Source organism: Pseudomonas sp. C2.3V (assembly GCF_058536325.1).
On record NZ_JBZUBN010000001.1, the window covers coordinates 1842526 to 1857780 of the forward strand.

9 protein-coding genes are annotated in these 15255 nt (G+C 56.9%); 5 read left to right on the forward strand and 4 right to left on the reverse strand.

Going from position 1 to position 15255, the window contains the following annotated elements; genetic code table 11:
- Positions 1 to 24 precede the first annotated feature (24 nt).
- The 3 genes from AC4LF3_RS08640 to AC4LF3_RS08650 all read left to right on the forward strand — a co-directional run bounded on the left by AC4LF3_RS08640 (position 25) and on the right by AC4LF3_RS08650 (position 3114).
- On the forward strand, positions 25 to 1035 hold the full coding sequence (locus AC4LF3_RS08640; RefSeq protein WP_312271077.1) for a magnesium chelatase ATPase subunit I: 1011 nt from the start codon (positions 25 to 27) through the stop codon (positions 1033 to 1035).
- Positions 1017 to 1721 (forward strand): VWA domain-containing protein, encoded by a 705-nt coding sequence (locus AC4LF3_RS08645; protein WP_219652023.1) that lies wholly within the window; start codon positions 1017 to 1019, stop codon positions 1719 to 1721. Before AC4LF3_RS08640 ends, AC4LF3_RS08645 begins: the two co-directional genes overlap by 19 nt.
- 73 nt (positions 1722 to 1794) lie before the next feature.
- Positions 1795 to 3114: a DEAD/DEAH box helicase gene (locus AC4LF3_RS08650; protein ID WP_409438703.1), complete on the forward strand. Its 1320-nt coding sequence runs from the start codon at positions 1795 to 1797 to the stop codon at positions 3112 to 3114.
- 42 nt (positions 3115 to 3156) lie between these two features.
- On the opposite strand, the gene AC4LF3_RS08655 is transcribed toward AC4LF3_RS08650, so the two are convergent.
- From AC4LF3_RS08655 to AC4LF3_RS08670, 4 genes are all read right to left on the reverse strand, one after another.
- On the reverse strand, positions 3157 to 4980 hold the full coding sequence (locus AC4LF3_RS08655; protein ID WP_491835099.1) for a sensor domain-containing phosphodiesterase: 1824 nt from the start codon (positions 4978 to 4980) through the stop codon (positions 3157 to 3159).
- Between the two features lie 214 nt (positions 4981 to 5194).
- Positions 5195 to 6154 carry an L-histidine N(alpha)-methyltransferase gene (egtD, locus tag AC4LF3_RS08660; protein ID WP_125887993.1) on the reverse strand — a complete coding sequence of 320 codons (960 nt, stop codon included), beginning with the start codon at positions 6152 to 6154 and terminating at the stop codon, positions 5195 to 5197.
- Between the two features lie 2 nt (positions 6155 to 6156).
- The gene (egtB, locus tag AC4LF3_RS08665; RefSeq protein WP_491836266.1) at positions 6157 to 7440 is read right to left on the reverse strand and encodes an ergothioneine biosynthesis protein EgtB; all 1284 of its coding nucleotides are present in this window, start codon (positions 7438 to 7440) and stop codon (positions 6157 to 6159) included.
- A gap of 198 nt (positions 7441 to 7638) precedes the next feature.
- On the reverse strand, positions 7639 to 8856 hold the full coding sequence (locus AC4LF3_RS08670; protein WP_026003839.1) for a maltoporin: 1218 nt from the start codon (positions 8854 to 8856) through the stop codon (positions 7639 to 7641).
- 203 nt (positions 8857 to 9059) lie between these two features.
- Between AC4LF3_RS08670 and AC4LF3_RS08675 the strand changes: the two genes are divergently transcribed.
- Together AC4LF3_RS08675 and AC4LF3_RS08680 are read left to right on the forward strand one after the other, a co-directional pair.
- Positions 9060 to 10553 (forward strand): MFS transporter, encoded by a 1494-nt coding sequence (locus tag AC4LF3_RS08675; protein WP_010798063.1) that lies wholly within the window; start codon positions 9060 to 9062, stop codon positions 10551 to 10553.
- Between the two features lie 116 nt (positions 10554 to 10669).
- Positions 10670 to 15040 (forward strand): DNA glycosylase AlkZ-like family protein, encoded by a 4371-nt coding sequence (locus tag AC4LF3_RS08680; protein WP_491835100.1) that lies wholly within the window; start codon positions 10670 to 10672, stop codon positions 15038 to 15040.
- Positions 15041 to 15255: the final 215 nt, after the last annotated feature.

Consider the following 15255-nt stretch of genomic DNA (forward strand, 5'->3'; position numbering starts at 1 on the left):
TACCAGCCCATTAATGAGCCCTCTATGACTGATACTCCGCAATTTCCTTTGGCTGCCATTGTAGGAGCTGACTCCTTGAAGTTGGCGCTTTGCCTCAATGCCATTGATCCGGGTATCGGTGGGGTATTGATCGAAGGCCCGCGCGGTATGGCGAAGTCCACCCTGGCACGCGGCGTGGCCGCCCTGATGCCGGGTGGTTCATTCGTGACCTTGCCATTGGGGGCCAGCGAAGAGCGTATTACCGGCACACTCGACCTGAACGCCGCCCTGGGTGAAAAGCGCGCTGCATTTTCACCTGGCGTGTTGGCCAAGGCGGATGGCGGAGTGTTGTATGTGGATGAGGTCAATCTGCTGCCGGATCATCTGGTTGACCTGTTGTTGGACGTAGCCGCCAGTGGTGTAAACACCGTGGAGCGCGACGGGATTTCCCATCGGCATCCGGCGCGCTTTGTACTGATTGGCACCATGAACCCCGAGGAGGGGGAGTTACGCCCCCAATTACTGGATCGGTTTGGTTTCAATGTGGCGCTGAATGCCCATCCTGCGCCAGCAGAGCGAGCCGAAATCATGCGTCGTCGGCTGGCGTTCGACCTTGATCCGCCCGGCTTTATTGCCAGTTGGGCCGGAAGCCAGGCGGACCTTGTCAAGCGCTGCCAGGCTGCACGTAGCCGGTTGGCAGGGGTCGCACTGGATGATCTGTCGCTGTCGCGTATTGCCGAGCGCTGTTTTGCAGCGGCAGTGGATGGCATGCGTGCGGACCTGGTATGGCTAAGGGCAGCACGCGCCCATGCGGCTTGGCGCGGTAACGAAAAGATTACTGAAGATGATATCGATGCGGTGGAAGAGTTCGCGTTGCGTCATCGCCGACGACAGCAACCCCCTTCGGAGTTACCGCCACCGCCATCTTCTGATCGTCCCGTCTCCGAACCCTCTTCAAGCCATTCGAAGAGTGAAGGGCAATGGGGTGAGCTACCGCCTCAGGCGACGGCGATTGGAGAAAAGCGCTCAGGTGAGGGTTGGCCAAAAAAGCGCTGAGCATTCGCCCGCGTGTAACCCAAGTGGCGGATGCTCGACCTTTACCGGGGAAGGCCAGTAGCGGTCGGCACGGTGCTTCTCGCACAGGTGAGGCAGGGGCAGTTGCCTGGGTACCCACCTTACTGAGGGGGCTTCCTCGACGTGAGGCTGACCTGATACGCCAGCCTCGCTCTCAGTCGCCACGAGAGCATTGGTTGTTCATTGTCGATGCCTCGGCGTCCATGCGACGTCATGGCGCCCTGGTTCAAGCCAAGGGCGTATTGCTGGGTTTTCTCGAGCAGGCTTACCGCGCGCGGGCAAGCGTAGCGGTGCTAGGGGCAACAGGTGTACAGCCGCACTGGCTTGCCCAGGCTCGTCGAGCCAGTCAACAGGTTCCGGGTTGGCTTGCAGACCTGGGTGCAGGGGGCGGTACTCCCTTGCTTGAATCCCTGAAGCACGCACATGAGTGGCTAAAGCAACACCAACGTCGTCTCGGCAATGAGCCGGTAAGTATCGTTGTGATGACCGATGGCCGTGTACGCGCCTGGACCTCATTGCCTCGTCTTGATGCGTCTGTCCTTGTCATCGATACCGAGCGTGCTCCGGTTCGCGTTGGACGTGCGCGTCAGCTGGCAGCTGATCTACAAGCCGTCTACTGCCACGTCGATGAGCTACCCATTGGGAAGCTGAAACATCCGCTGCGCTAAATAAGGCAGCGATTTTGTTGCGTAACCGGTAGGCTATACAGCAGAACTACGATTTTCTTTGAGGTATGCGTCCTTGTTTTCCGATTTCGACCTGCACGAGCGTCTGCTCAAGGCACTGGACACGCTGAAATTCAAAAAGCCCACGCCGGTTCAGGAGGCCGCCATCGGCCCGGCACTGGATGGGCGAGACCTGCGTGTGACTGCCCGTACCGGCAGTGGCAAGACGGCTGCCTTTGTCCTGCCGATTTTGCATCGTCTGTTGTCCGAGCCCAAACCCCAAGTGGGTGCTCGGGTGTTGATATTGCTGCCTACCCGCGAGCTGGCCCAGCAGACGCTCAAGGAAGTCGAGCGGTTTGCCCAGTTCACGTTTCTAAAGGCCGGACTCATTACCGGAGGTGAGGGGTTCAAGGAGCAGGCCGCGGCGATGCGCAAGAATCCCGAGATTCTTATCGGAACGCCCGGACGGCTGATCGAGCATCTGAATGGCGGTAGCCTTGAGTTGGACGATGTCGATTTTCTCGTCCTGGACGAAGCCGACCGGATGCTTGACATGGGCTTCTCTGAAGATGTGCTTAAACTGGCCGACGCGTGCACTTCAGAGTCCCGACAAACGTTGCTGTTCTCGGCTACCAGCGGCGGTAGCTCCCTGCGTACTGTCATAGAACATGTCCTGCGTGAGCCGGAAGTGCTCATGCTTGATCGCACCGGGGAACTCAACGAGGCGGTCGCCCAGCAGATCATCACTGCCGATGACGTGGCTCACAAGGAGCGCCTGCTGCAATGGTTGCTGGCCCACGAGACCTATCGCAAGGCCATTGTCTTTACCAATACCCGTGTACAGGCCGACCGCCTGGGAGGCGTGTTGACCGCCAGCAACATCAAGGTTTTCGTTCTGCATGGCGAAAAGGACCAGAAAGACCGCAAGCTGGCGATGGAGCGCTTAAAGCAGGGCGCCGTGTCCGTGCTGGTTGCTACGGATGTAGCGGCCCGTGGCCTGGATGTGGAAGGCATGGATCTGGTCATTAACTTTGATATGCCGCGCAGCGGGGATGAGTATGTCCACCGTATTGGCCGTACCGGACGTGCCGGCGAGGCGGGCATGGCAATTTCGTTGATCTGCCATACCGACTGGAACCTGATGTCCAGCATCGAACGCTACCTGAAACTGCGTTTCGAGCGGCGCGTGGTGCAACCGCTTAAGGGCACCTATCAAGGACCGAAGAAGCTCAAGGCGTCTGGCAAGGCTGCCAGCACCAAGAAGAAAAAGACCGACACCAAGAAGCCAGTGACGAAAGCCAAGACGTCGCCACGGCCCAAGCGCCCCAGCGCTTCCAAGGTGGTCAGCCAGGATGGCATGGCGCCTCTGCGGCGTAAGAAGACGGACGCGGAATAAACGAGTTGGCCCTGTTTTTACAGGGCCAACTTCGTCTCAAGGCTAGTTCGTTGCGTAAGACGAGGAGAAAGGCGAGCCGCCCTGGCCAGAGGTCTGAGACGTTACGGGTCGCCTGAGCCAGTGCTCAAGCTCAAGCGCACCCATGGGTTTGGCAATGTGGTAGCCCTGACCTTCATCGCATCCTAGCGCCAGCACGGTGTCCAGAATCTCGGGTGTTTCCACGCCTTCCGCGGTGACTTCGTATCCCAGGCCGTGTGCCAGTTCCACCATGGTGCGAACGATGAGTGCGTCCTTGTCGTCGCCTGGCAGGCAGCGAATGAAACTCTGATCGATCTTGATGTAATCCGTTGGTATCTGGCGGAGATAGATCAAGTTGTTGTATCCCGTTCCAAAGTCATCGATTGAGATAGAGGCTCCTAGATGCCGAAGCGCATCCAACTGGGTGCGAGCGTTCTCAAAATTGCACATGAGCGAATTTTCCGTCACCTCGAACTCCACGCAGGAGGGCGGTACGCCATGTTTGGCCATTTTTTCCGCTACCCGCTCGGCAAAATCTGGATCCTCCAGGTCGTGGGACGAAATGTTGATCGACACATTGAAACAATGACCGTCTGCCTTCCAGAGCGCATACTGGCTCAAGACGGCATCAATGACCCAGTAACTGATGGAGCGAATCAGGGCCGTTTTTTCAGCCAATGCTATGAATTCGGTAGGCCCAATGGCGCCCAGCTTGGGATGAGCCCAACGCAACAAGGCTTCCACGCAGCGGCAGGTGCCCGACTTGAGGTCCACACGAGGCTGATAAAACAGGGAGAGTTGGCCCTCACTATGCAGAGCAACCGGCAGGCTGCTTAGCAACGCAAAGGCCCGTTGCTGGGCAAGGTCGTGGTCCGAGTCGTAATAACGGCTCCCCATTCGCCGCTCACGGGCGATATCGGCTGTCGAGATCAGTGCCCTCAGCCAGTCGCGGGTATCGCCGGGCTTGAGCTTGAGAATCCCCAGACCGGGACGGGTTTCAATCGGGATGCCGTTGTAGTCGATAAGCCCTGTCATGCCGCGCTCAATGCAATCAAGCACTTCCTTGCCTTGCAGATCGGTCATGCCGTGGACCAGAAATGCAAAGCGGGCCGTACCGATGGAGTACAGCCGTATCCCCGAAGGCATCAGGGAAAGCAGTCGCTCCTTGATGGACTGGAGCAGTCCTTCGTAGTGGTCCTGGCCCAGCGCATTGAGCAGGCCATTGAGATAGAACGGGTCGAACACATCCATGGAGACGGCCAGCAGCTCTTCGGAGCTGCGCAGCATCGATTCGGCATCTTCCAGCAGACGGCTGCGGTTAGGCAGCTGGGTAATAGGGTCTACGTAGCTGAGTGAACGCAGCGTCTCGATGCGCTCCATCAGCATATCGCGCAATTTACTGAGGAGTCGTACCTGGGCACCACTGAGTTCAGACCGTGGGTTGGTATCTATCAGGCATAAGGTGCCTAAGGCCAGACCTTCGTGGGTCCGTAACGGGATGCCGGCATAGAAGCGTATGCCAGGGTTACCGGTTACCAGTGGATTATCCTTGAACCGTGGATCGGTCTGGGCATCACGCACCTGCATGATATTTTCATCCAGGATGGCATGAGAGCAAAACGAGATATCCCGAGGCGTTTCCTGCGCGTCGAGTCCGCGGATAGACTTGAACCATTGTCGATGCTCATCCACCAGCGAAACGATGGCAATAGGCACGTCGAAGAGTTCGGTAGCAATTTCGGCTATGTGGTCAAATGCGGGGTCAGCTGGGCTGTCCAGCAAGTTTGAACTGCGCAAAGCAGCCAAGCGCTCTGTTTCATTAGGCGGAAGGGCAGCGCCATTACTCATAAGCTAAATCCTGCAGACATGTCTGCTAAATAACACACCCATACTTTCGCATGAGCGCTCTACAGCTCATTTCCACTAAACAGTTAGTAATCGCAACGGTTTAGTACAACTATAGGAATAGCTTAGCCTTGGCATCTGCGCCAGAGTGGCGCATCGGCATCATGAGTACCCTAACGGTCAGCCCTTAACGACGCGGCTGACCGCTGCTTGGGCGCTATCGTCCCAGATAGTGCACGCTAAAGAGGGCCGCGGGATCTTTCCATACGGCTATTGGGGAAAAGCCAGCTTCCCGGCTCAAGGTTTCAAATCCTTTCAGACTGTATTTATAAGAGTTTTCGGTGTGCAGCGTTTCGCCCTGACGAAACATGAAGCGCTGGTCTTCGACACGAATCGTCTGGGCGCGGCGGCTGACCAGATGCATTTCAATGCGAGACTGCTGTTCATTGTAAAAGGCGTAGTGGCTGAAGCGCGAAGGATCAAGGTCAGTATCCATCTCGCGACGGATACGCTCCAGCAGATTGAGGTTGAACGCCGCGGTAATACCCTCAGCATCGTTATAGGCCGCCTCCAGACGGGCCTTGCTCTTGACCAGATCCACACCGATCAACAGTCCGCTGCCCGGTGGTAGTAATCGGTGAAGGTTGCGCAGAAAGGCACATGCCTGGGTCGGCGTGAAGTTGCCAATGCTCGAACCGGGAAAAAAGGCCAGCACGGGCGCTTTTCCCAGCGTTTGTGGAAGCTTCATCGGCTGTGTGAAATCCGTGCACAGCGCACTTACGTCCAGCCAGGGATAGTCGGCGGCCAGGCGGTGCGTGCTGGACAAAAGAAAGTCTCGGGAAATGTCCACACCCAGGTAGCTTTGAGGACGCAGGGCTTCCAGCAGGAGCCGAATCTTGCGGCTGGCACCACTGCCCAGTTCCATGAGCGTCATGCCGGAGCCTGCAATAGCAGCGATATCGCCAGCCGCTTCGGTCAGGATGCGCTCTTCAGTACGAGTCGGGTAGTACTCTGGCGTACCGGTAATGGCTTCGAACAGTTCGGAGCCGCGCTGATCATAGAAGTACTTGGGCGGAATGGCCTTGGGTTCGGCTGCCAAACCATTCAGGACATCTTCACGTAGGGAGTCGCTGGCGACGTCCGGTTGTTGATCGTAGAAGCGAACCGCTAGAGCCATGATCAGATCTCCTTGGCAAGGCGAAGGCCGGCGAATTGCCAACGCATGGCTGGGTAGAAGAAGTTACGGTAGGTCGCGCGAATATGATCGGCAGGGGTAGCGCAACAGCCGCCCCGCAAGACCATCTGCCCGGACATGAATTTGCCGTTGTACTCGCCCAGACTGCCATCCAGCGGCTTGAAGCCGGGGTAGGGGCGATAGGCGCTGCCGGTCCATTCCCAAACGTCTCCAAACAGCTGGCAGGGTTGATCGGGCGTGTGAGTCCTACAGGCCACAGGCGAAAGATGGTCCTGCTCGACAAAGTTGCCTGTACGCGAAAGACCGGCGGCGGCCACTTCCCATTCGGCTTCGGTTGGCAGGCGGGCGCCGGCCCAACTGGCGTATGCATCCGCCTCGTAAAAGCTCAGGTGACAGACGGGAGCCTGCTCATCGACAGGTTGCAGGCCGCCCAAGCCCATGGCGTACCAGCGGCCGTCTACGTTCTCCCAGTAGAGGGGTGCTTGCCAGCCGGCCTGCCGCACTTGGCTGAAGCCATCGGACAGCCAGAGATCACTGCGGCTATAGCCCTGATCTTCGATAAAGGCCATGTACTCACCGTTGGTGACCAGGCGATTCGCCAACTGGAACTCATCGACAAAGACGCGGTGGCGTGGTGTCTCGCAATCAAAGGCAAAACCGTCACCGCTATGGCCTATGTGGCGTACGCCAGCCGGATATGAATGCCATGTCAGCGGAGTGGAATCAGCGTGTATGGCTGGCTTGAGATCGTGCCGATATACCGGATGGAGAGGGTTCTGGGCCAGGATATGCTTGATGTCCATGAGCAGCAGCTCCTGATGTTGCTGCTCATGGTGTAGCCCGAGTTCTGTCCGACGGGCGATTTCTTCAGCATGCTGTTCCGGCAGATGGTTTAGCAGTTCGAGCATGGCCTGATCGACCCATTGGCGAAAGCCATAGACCTCTGCAACGGTTGGACGGGAGATCAGCCCGCGCTTGGCTCGTGGGAATGGGGTGCCATGGGTTTCGTAATAGGAGTTGAACAGGTAATCGTAAGCGGGATCCAGCGTCTTGTAGCCCGGCAGGAAGGGCTTGAGAATGAACGCTTCGAAAAACCAGGTCACGTGGGCCAGATGCCATTTGGGCGGACTGACGTCTGGCATGCTTTGAATCAGGTAGTCTTCGGTCTGAAGGGGAGCACAAAGCTTTTCAGTAGCGGATCGAACCTGTGTAAAGCGTTCGATGAGGCAGCCAGGGGTGTCGAGAGCGAAGGCATCCACAGTGTTCATCTCGCGGGCGAGATGGCTCATGACGTTATCTCCAGGTCGTTCCGACAGATGCCGGAGGTGGGCTTCGTAGAACGGACCCGGAGAGAAACTTAAAGTTCTTTCTAGAATAGAGGCGGCTAAGATCGATTGCTTCTGGATGGTCGAAGGCTTATAGCCGTATCGGAGCTGATGCCAGAATACGGCTATAACGCTACCGCTTTACCACCAGGTTTCCAATTGCACGCCAAAGTTTGAACCGTGACGCTGAGAGCCGAATGCCCCTGAATCAGACAGTGCAGTGTCTTGCGCTGCGCTTAGCTGAGCGGCACGGTTCCACTGCGCATAAGTCCAGTAGAATCGGATTTCGGGACGATCCATCAGGCCCATCCCGCCTAACGCAAGGGTGGGAGCCACGGTGAACTTGGTCAATTTGCGTGTGCCGCCTTCTTCAGGATCGATCTGATCATGGCCTGCTTCTACCAACAGCTTAAAATGCTCGCTGAATGCATAGGACGGACGGACACCAAAGGAGTACCACGTCTGGCCAGCGTTGTTAGGCGCGCGGTCACGCTGTACCAACGCCAGCAGCATTCCGCCAAAACGCGGGGTAATCTGCCAGCGGGGCGATTCAAGGACCCTTATGCTCTTTACATCCTTGTCGGCTTGTACGTTACCGGTCTGGCCAAGCCCGATACCGGGACCTTCGCCGTATTGAACCGTAAACCGGTTTTCGCCGCCAAAGAAATTAACCTGCTTATGTTCGGCCGAGATGGACCAGCCGCTGTGCGAGTCTTCAACATGTCCGGCTTTCTGAATGTAGCTCAGGCCAATTTCAATCTCGGCGTCCTTGTTGGCCTTGATGCCGCCCAGGTTGATGTCGTGTCGGTTGGCCTTGTGCTTCTGTTCGATATTGTCTTCTCGGGAGAAGGCATAGCTCAGGCGTAGTCCTGTGTCACCCAGGCCATAGTCCTCGATACCTGCGCCTGTGCCGCTTGGGTTCCAGTAGTAGAAGTCATTGATGTGAATGTCGTGACGCTTGTAGTAGCGGCGACCGAACCAGAGGCCACCGCCGTTCAGTTCGGGCAACGCCAGACTGGTCCAGATTTGCGGCAAGCGGACATTGCCATTGTCGCCGCTAAACGTGGGTGACTGGTCATAGACATTGTAAAGGCTTGCCATGCCGTGCAATTTCCAGAGCGTCCCGTCAGCGCCCTTGTACAGTTCCTGGTGACCCTCTAGCTCCCAGTAGGTCTCGCACTCGTTACCCAAGCGGTATTTGGCAGGTGCTCCCGGAAGCTGAAAGCAGGACTGCTTACCGCCTGCATCAGCACCCCCTATACCAACACGTCCGTACCCATCAAATTCGAATGCCTGCCCTGTGAGCGGAAAGATGCATGCTAAAAAAGCCGCAGAGGTGCCGCGAATCATTGTTTTCATTAGTTATTTTCTCTATCCCGATAGCGCAATAGTTCTTTTTTTAAAAAAAAGCTTTTCTCGGACTCGCTGTTTCTCGACGAGTTGCGTAGCGCCTCGCTGAACTACTTTTGTATGACCTAGCTCTCAATTTGTAGACGAGCTGTACAAAAGTGCCAGTCGCATCGCTGTGCGGCCCCTTTATAAAAATAGTGAGGACAAGAAATATGGCGGCCTCAGATGTTTCCGCTGTCCAAGAGACGGATTCCCCTTCTGGCAAAAAACTGCACGAGCACATTTACGAAACCAACCTTCCGGCCCGGCTCGACCGCCTGCCCTGGGGGCGCTTTCATACCCTGTTGGTCATGGCTCTGGGTATTACCTGGATTCTCGATGGTCTTGAAGTAACATTGGCGGGTTCGGTAGCCGGCGCCTTGAAGGCGAGTCCCGCGCTTCAGTTGACCAATGCTGATGTTGGATTGGCAGGTGGCGTTTACATCGCCGGTGCAGTTCTGGGTGCGTTATTTTTTGGCTGGCTGACGGACCGGCTAGGGCGTCGCAAGCTCTTTTTCATCACACTGTTTCTCTATGTAGGTGCAACGTTTCTGACGGCGTTTTCCTGGAACCTGTGGAGCTTTCTGCTGTTCCGCTTCCTGACAGGCGCAGGCATTGGAGGCGAGTACACGGCCATCAATTCCACCATTCAGGAATTCACGCCAGCGCGTTATCGCGGCTGGGTTGACCTGACGATCAACGGCTCGTTCTGGGTGGGTGCAGCCCTGGGTGCCATGGGCTCCATTGTATTTCTAGACCCCGAACTGCTTCCAGGCGACCTGGGGTGGAGAATGTGCTTTGGCATTGGGGCAGCGCTCGGGTTGATCATTCTATTCATGCGCATGTGGATACCCGAAAGCCCGCGCTGGCTCATGATTCATAATGAGCCGGAAGAGGCCAAGCGCATTGTCGATAACATCGAAAAACGCTTCGAAGCCGAAGGCTACAAGCTTGAGCCGGTTGATCCCAAATTCCATTTGCGCATGCGCGGTCGAGACCATACGCCACTCAAGGAAGTCTTCCAGAGCTTGTTTGTCGTGCATCGCCAACGCGCATTGGTAGGCATGACCCTACTGACAGCTCAGGCCTTTTTCTACAACGCAATCTTCTTTACCTATGCGCTGGTACTGACAGACTTCTACGATGTACCCTCAGAAAATGTCGGCTGGTATGTACTGCCATTTGCGCTCGGTAACTTCTGTGGCCCACTGCTCCTGGGGCGACTGTTCGACGTGGTTGGCCGCCGGATCATGATCAGCTCTACCTACGCTATTTCGGGTGTCCTGCTCATCATCACAGGCTATATGTTCCAGCAGGGTATGCTGGATGCAACGACTCAGACGATTGCCTGGATGGTTATCTTCTTCTTTGCATCGGCGGCAGCCAGCTCGGCTTATCTGACCGTTGCTGAAACGTTCCCGTTGGAAATCCGCGCCTTGGCGATTGCAGTGTTCTACGCCTTTGGTACGGGGCTTGGTGGAATTATTGGCCCAACCCTGTTTGGTCAGCTGATTGAGAGTGGTAGCCGAGTCAACGTCTTCTATGGCTACGCCATTGGCGCTAGCCTCATGATTGCAGCAGGGATAGTACAGTCGATCTGGGGCGTGGCAGCCGAACGCAAATCACTCGAGTCAGTCGCGCGACCGTTGTCGCTGGCAGACAATTGAGTCAGAAGGCTTGATGCAATCGTCTGTTACTAAGCCGGGCGAAGTGGAGAAATCCACTCGTCCGGCTTCGTTTATACCGCCTTGTCTGTTGTCGAAGTCGCTCCCATAGTGGGGTCATGACTTATCCTTTACGTCCCGCTTCCTTCCAAGAGGCTCTGGCAGGTTTTCATCCTGCCGTGCAATCCTGGTTCTCGCGTACCTTCGCCTATCCAACCCAAGCCCAGCAGCATGCCTGGCCTGCCATCAGGGCAGGACAGTCGACGCTGGTCGCAGCCCCTACCGGCTCTGGCAAGACCCTGACAGCCTTCATGGCGGCAATCGATGAACTGGTACGCCTGGGTGTTGAGCACAACGGTGCCTTGCCGGATGAGACCTGGGTTGTTTACGTTTCACCGCTCAAGGCGTTATCGAACGATATTCGAATTAATCTGGAAAAGCCGCTCGCAGGTATCACGGCTGAGCTTGAACAGTGTGGTTTGCCGCCTGTAGCGATCCGAACAGCCGTCAGAACAGGCGATACACCGCAGCGCGAGCGTAATGCCATGCGTAAACGGCCGCCACACATCCTGGTGACGACGCCAGAGTCGCTTTATGTACTGCTGGGCTCTGATTCTGGACGCGTACTGCTACGGACGGTGCGCAGCGTCATTGTGGATGAGATTCATGCCATCGCCGACGGAAAGCGGGGTAGTCATTTGAGTCTTTCTCTCGCGCGCCTAGAGGCCTTATGCGAGCGGCCATTGGTGCGTATTGGATTGTCTGCTACACAAAAGCCCATCGGCGCCGTCGCGCGCTTTCTGGTGGGGTGCGATAGAGCAGGGCAGGAAAGACCTTGTGCGGTCGTTGATATCGGCCATGATCGTGTTCGGGATCTTGCTCTTGAAGTACCGCCCGCTCCGCTGCAGCCTGTGATGTCCAATGAAGCGTGGGAAGGGCTTTATGATCGTCTGGCCGAGCAGGCTGAGGCCCATCGAACGACGCTGATTTTCGTCAATACGCGCCGTATGGCCGAGCGCATGGCCAGGCATCTGACGGACCGGCTCGGCAGTCGGGCAGTGGCCGCCCACCATGGCAGTCTGGCCAAGGAGCAGCGCCTCGATGCCGAACAGCGCCTCAAGCGTGGCGAACTCAAGGTGCTTGTAGCAACCGCATCGCTGGAATTGGGCATCGATATTGGTGAGGTTGATCTGGTCTGCCAGATCGGGTCACCTCGCTCCATTGCCGCTTTTCTTCAGCGTGTAGGCCGCTCGGGTCACCATGTTGAAGGGATTCCGAAAGGGCGACTGTTCCCAACGTCTCGGGATGATCTGATCGAATGTGCAGCGCTGCTTGATTGCATCCGACGTGGCGAAATGGATACGTTGGTTATTCCTAGGCAGCCGCTGGATGTGCTGGCACAACAGGTCGTAGCGGAAACCGCATGCCGTGAGTGGGACGAGGACGCCATGTTTACGCTGGTCCGATGTGCCGAGCCCTATGCGGCACTGTCACGAACTGACTTCAACGCGGTAGTGACGATGCTGTGTGAAGGCTATAGCCATCGGCGAGGTGTTCGGACCGCCTATGTGCACCGCGACGCCGTGAACGGGCTCTTGCGCGGTCGTCGTGGTGGCAAGATGACTGCGGTCATGAGCGGTGGGACCATTCCTGAAACCGGCGATTATTCTGTCGTGCTGGAGCCGCAGGGGCATGGGATCGGGACGGTCAATGAGGACTTCGCGGTCGAGAGCCTGGTTGGCGATATCTTTCAGCTAGGCAATACGTCCTATCGAATTCTCAAGATCGAAAGTGGACGTGTCCGCGTTGAGGATGCACAGGGTCAGCCGCCCAATATTCCATTCTGGCACGGCGAAGCACCTGGGAGAACAGATGAGCTCTCACACGGTGTTTCGCGCTTGCGTCATGAGCTGGAGCTACGCTTATCCGATACGGCGTCGGTCATCGAATGGCTGAAAGTGGAAAAAGAGCTTCCAGCGGCGGCGGCTGAGCAGATCGTCGATTATCTGGGACGTGCTCGACAGATGCTGGGTGCGTTACCGACCCGGCAGACGCTGGTAATGGAACGGTTTTTCGATGAGGCAGGCGGCATGCAGCTTGTCATCCATTCGATTTATGGAAGCCGTGTCAACCGAGCCTGGGGACTGGCGCTGCGCAAGCGATTCTGCCGCCGTTTCAATGTGGAGCTGCAAGCGGCGGCGACAGAAGATGCCCTGATCCTTTCGCTCTCTACGAGCCATAGTTTTCCGCTGGAAGAGGTGTGGCGTTACCTGCATTCAACAAGTGCGGAGCACATTCTTATACAGGCGCTGCTTGAGGCACCGCTTTTTGGCATTCGCTGGCGCTGGAATGCCACCACCGCGTTGGCCTTGCCGCGGTTCACGGCAGGTCGGAAGGTCGCGACTCAGGTCCAGCGGATGCGCAGCGATGATCTGCTGGCAACCGTTTTTCCCGATCAGGTGGCTTGTCTGGAAAACATTGTTGGCGAGCGTGAGGTTCCCGAGCATCCGCTGGTCAAGCAGACCCTGCATGACTGCCTACAGGTATCCATGAATAGCCGCGCCTGGCTGGAGCTGCTCGGGAATATCGAGGCGGGTACGGTCGCGACAAAGGTTTGCGATCTGCCTGCACCGTCACCCCTTGCAGCCGAAATTCTTACCGCACGTCCCTATGCCTTTCTGGACGATGCTCCTTTAGAGGAGCGCAGAACGCTGGCTGTGATGAATCGGCGTTGGTTGGATTCCGCGACTGGCGATGACCTGGGTGCGCTCGATGCCGAGGCGATTGACTCAGTGCGGGAGCAGGCCTGGCCGCAGGCACGTGATGCCGATGAGCTGCACGAAGCGCTCACAGGACTGGTGTGCATGACTGAAAAAGAGATGTCTGCGCAAAACAGCTGGAAACCGTTTCTGGCCAGGTTACTCAAGGCAGGGCGGGTATGCCGTGTTGTTACGCCGCATCAGGTCTTTTGGGCCCCGGTTGAGCGTGTACGCCTTTTGGAACTGGTTTATCCGGAAATGACACGTGATCCTGATGGCTCACTGCCTGTCGAACTTGATGAGATATGCACTCGGGAAGAGGCGCTGGTAGAACTCATACGTGCCCGGCTGACAGGCTTCGGTCCGCTGACGTTAAAAATGCTGAGCCAGCACACGGGGCTTTCAATCTCAGAGCTCATGGTGGCACTCGCTGCACTGGAGCGGGAAGGTTATGTTTTGCGGGGGCGTTTCACGCCTGTCGCTGCTGAAGAGGAATGGTGTGAGCGTCATCTGCTGGCTCGCATTCACCGCTATACCGTCAACCGGCTACGTCGTGAGATTGAGCCGGTGAGTTGTACGGATTTCATGCAGTTCCTGTTTGACTGGCAGCACGTCACACCTGAGACCCAGGCCAGAGGGATCGAAGCCTTGTCAGCGGTACTGACCCAGCTGGAAGGGTATCAGGTGGCTGCTGCAGGCTGGGAAAGTGAGATATTACCTGCGCGCCTGCCGGATTATGGCTTTCATTGGCTGGATGATCTGTGTCGTAGCGGGCGTATGGTGTGGATGCGCCTGGATCCCGTAAGCAAAGCTGCTGGCGGACCTGTACGAGCTTCTCCCATTGTTTTATTGCCCAGACGCGACTTGGCTGTCTGGAATGCGCTGTCTGCTCATTCGGCCGAGCCGGAGCTTTCACCTAAGGCACAAAAGGTCATGGATGCCCTGTCCCGTCGCGGCGCGCTGTTTTTTGACGAACTGATGAGTGAAGCTCGTTTGTTGCGAACAGAGCTGGAAAATGCCCTGGGCGAGTTGGTCAATACAGGGATGGTCAACGCAGACAGCTTTGCCGGATTGAGGGCGTTATTACTGCCAGCCGCCAAGCGAGGCAGCCGTACCACGAGTCGTCGGGGCAGGGTGCCTCTGTATGGCGGGATGGACGATGCAGGCCGCTGGGCATTGATTCGGCGGCCTGCAGCAGAAGCCGAGCAGCAGGTATCCAAACCCCCACGCTGGGGTGATGACGTCATGGAGCACATTGCCTGGGTGTTGCTGAGGCGATATGGCGTCATCAGCTGGCACCTGCTGGCACGGGAGGCAGACGCCTTGCCGCCCTGGCGCGAACTGCTGCGCATCTATCACCGTCTCGAAGCGGGAGGAGACATACGCGGCGGGCGTTTCATAGCGGGTCTTTCCGGTGAGCAGTTCGCCTTGCCGGAAGCTGTTGCGCTACTACGCGCCGTGCGAACACGTGCCGCAACTGAATGCTATGTGCGTATTGCCGCCGTAGACCCACTCAATCTTGCCGGTACACTGCTACCTGGAGCCAAGGTTCCTGCGGTCATGGGGAATCGGCTGCTGTTCAGAAATGGCGTACCGATTGCGGCCTGGGTGGCCGGTAAGTTCAAGGCGTTGATCGCCTTAGAGCCAGAGGAAGAACAAAAGGCCCGGCTACTGCTGATTCGAGGTGACGCCTACCTTGCACAGACAGGCGTAAGCAGCGTTTATGAATAGTGTGCTCATTACTTTGCCATTTGTCGTGATTAGATAAGTTTAATCAGGCGCTTACTCAATAAATTCAGGCAGCAGGTCGATACCTCCTACGACACGACTGTGTCGACCCATTAAACAATTATTTCTTGGTAGAGGGCATGCCTGTGTCCGAGTCCGTTTACTCCCTAACTACCTACTACCGCAAGGCCGATAAGTTGATGTTGGCTGTGGTTTGG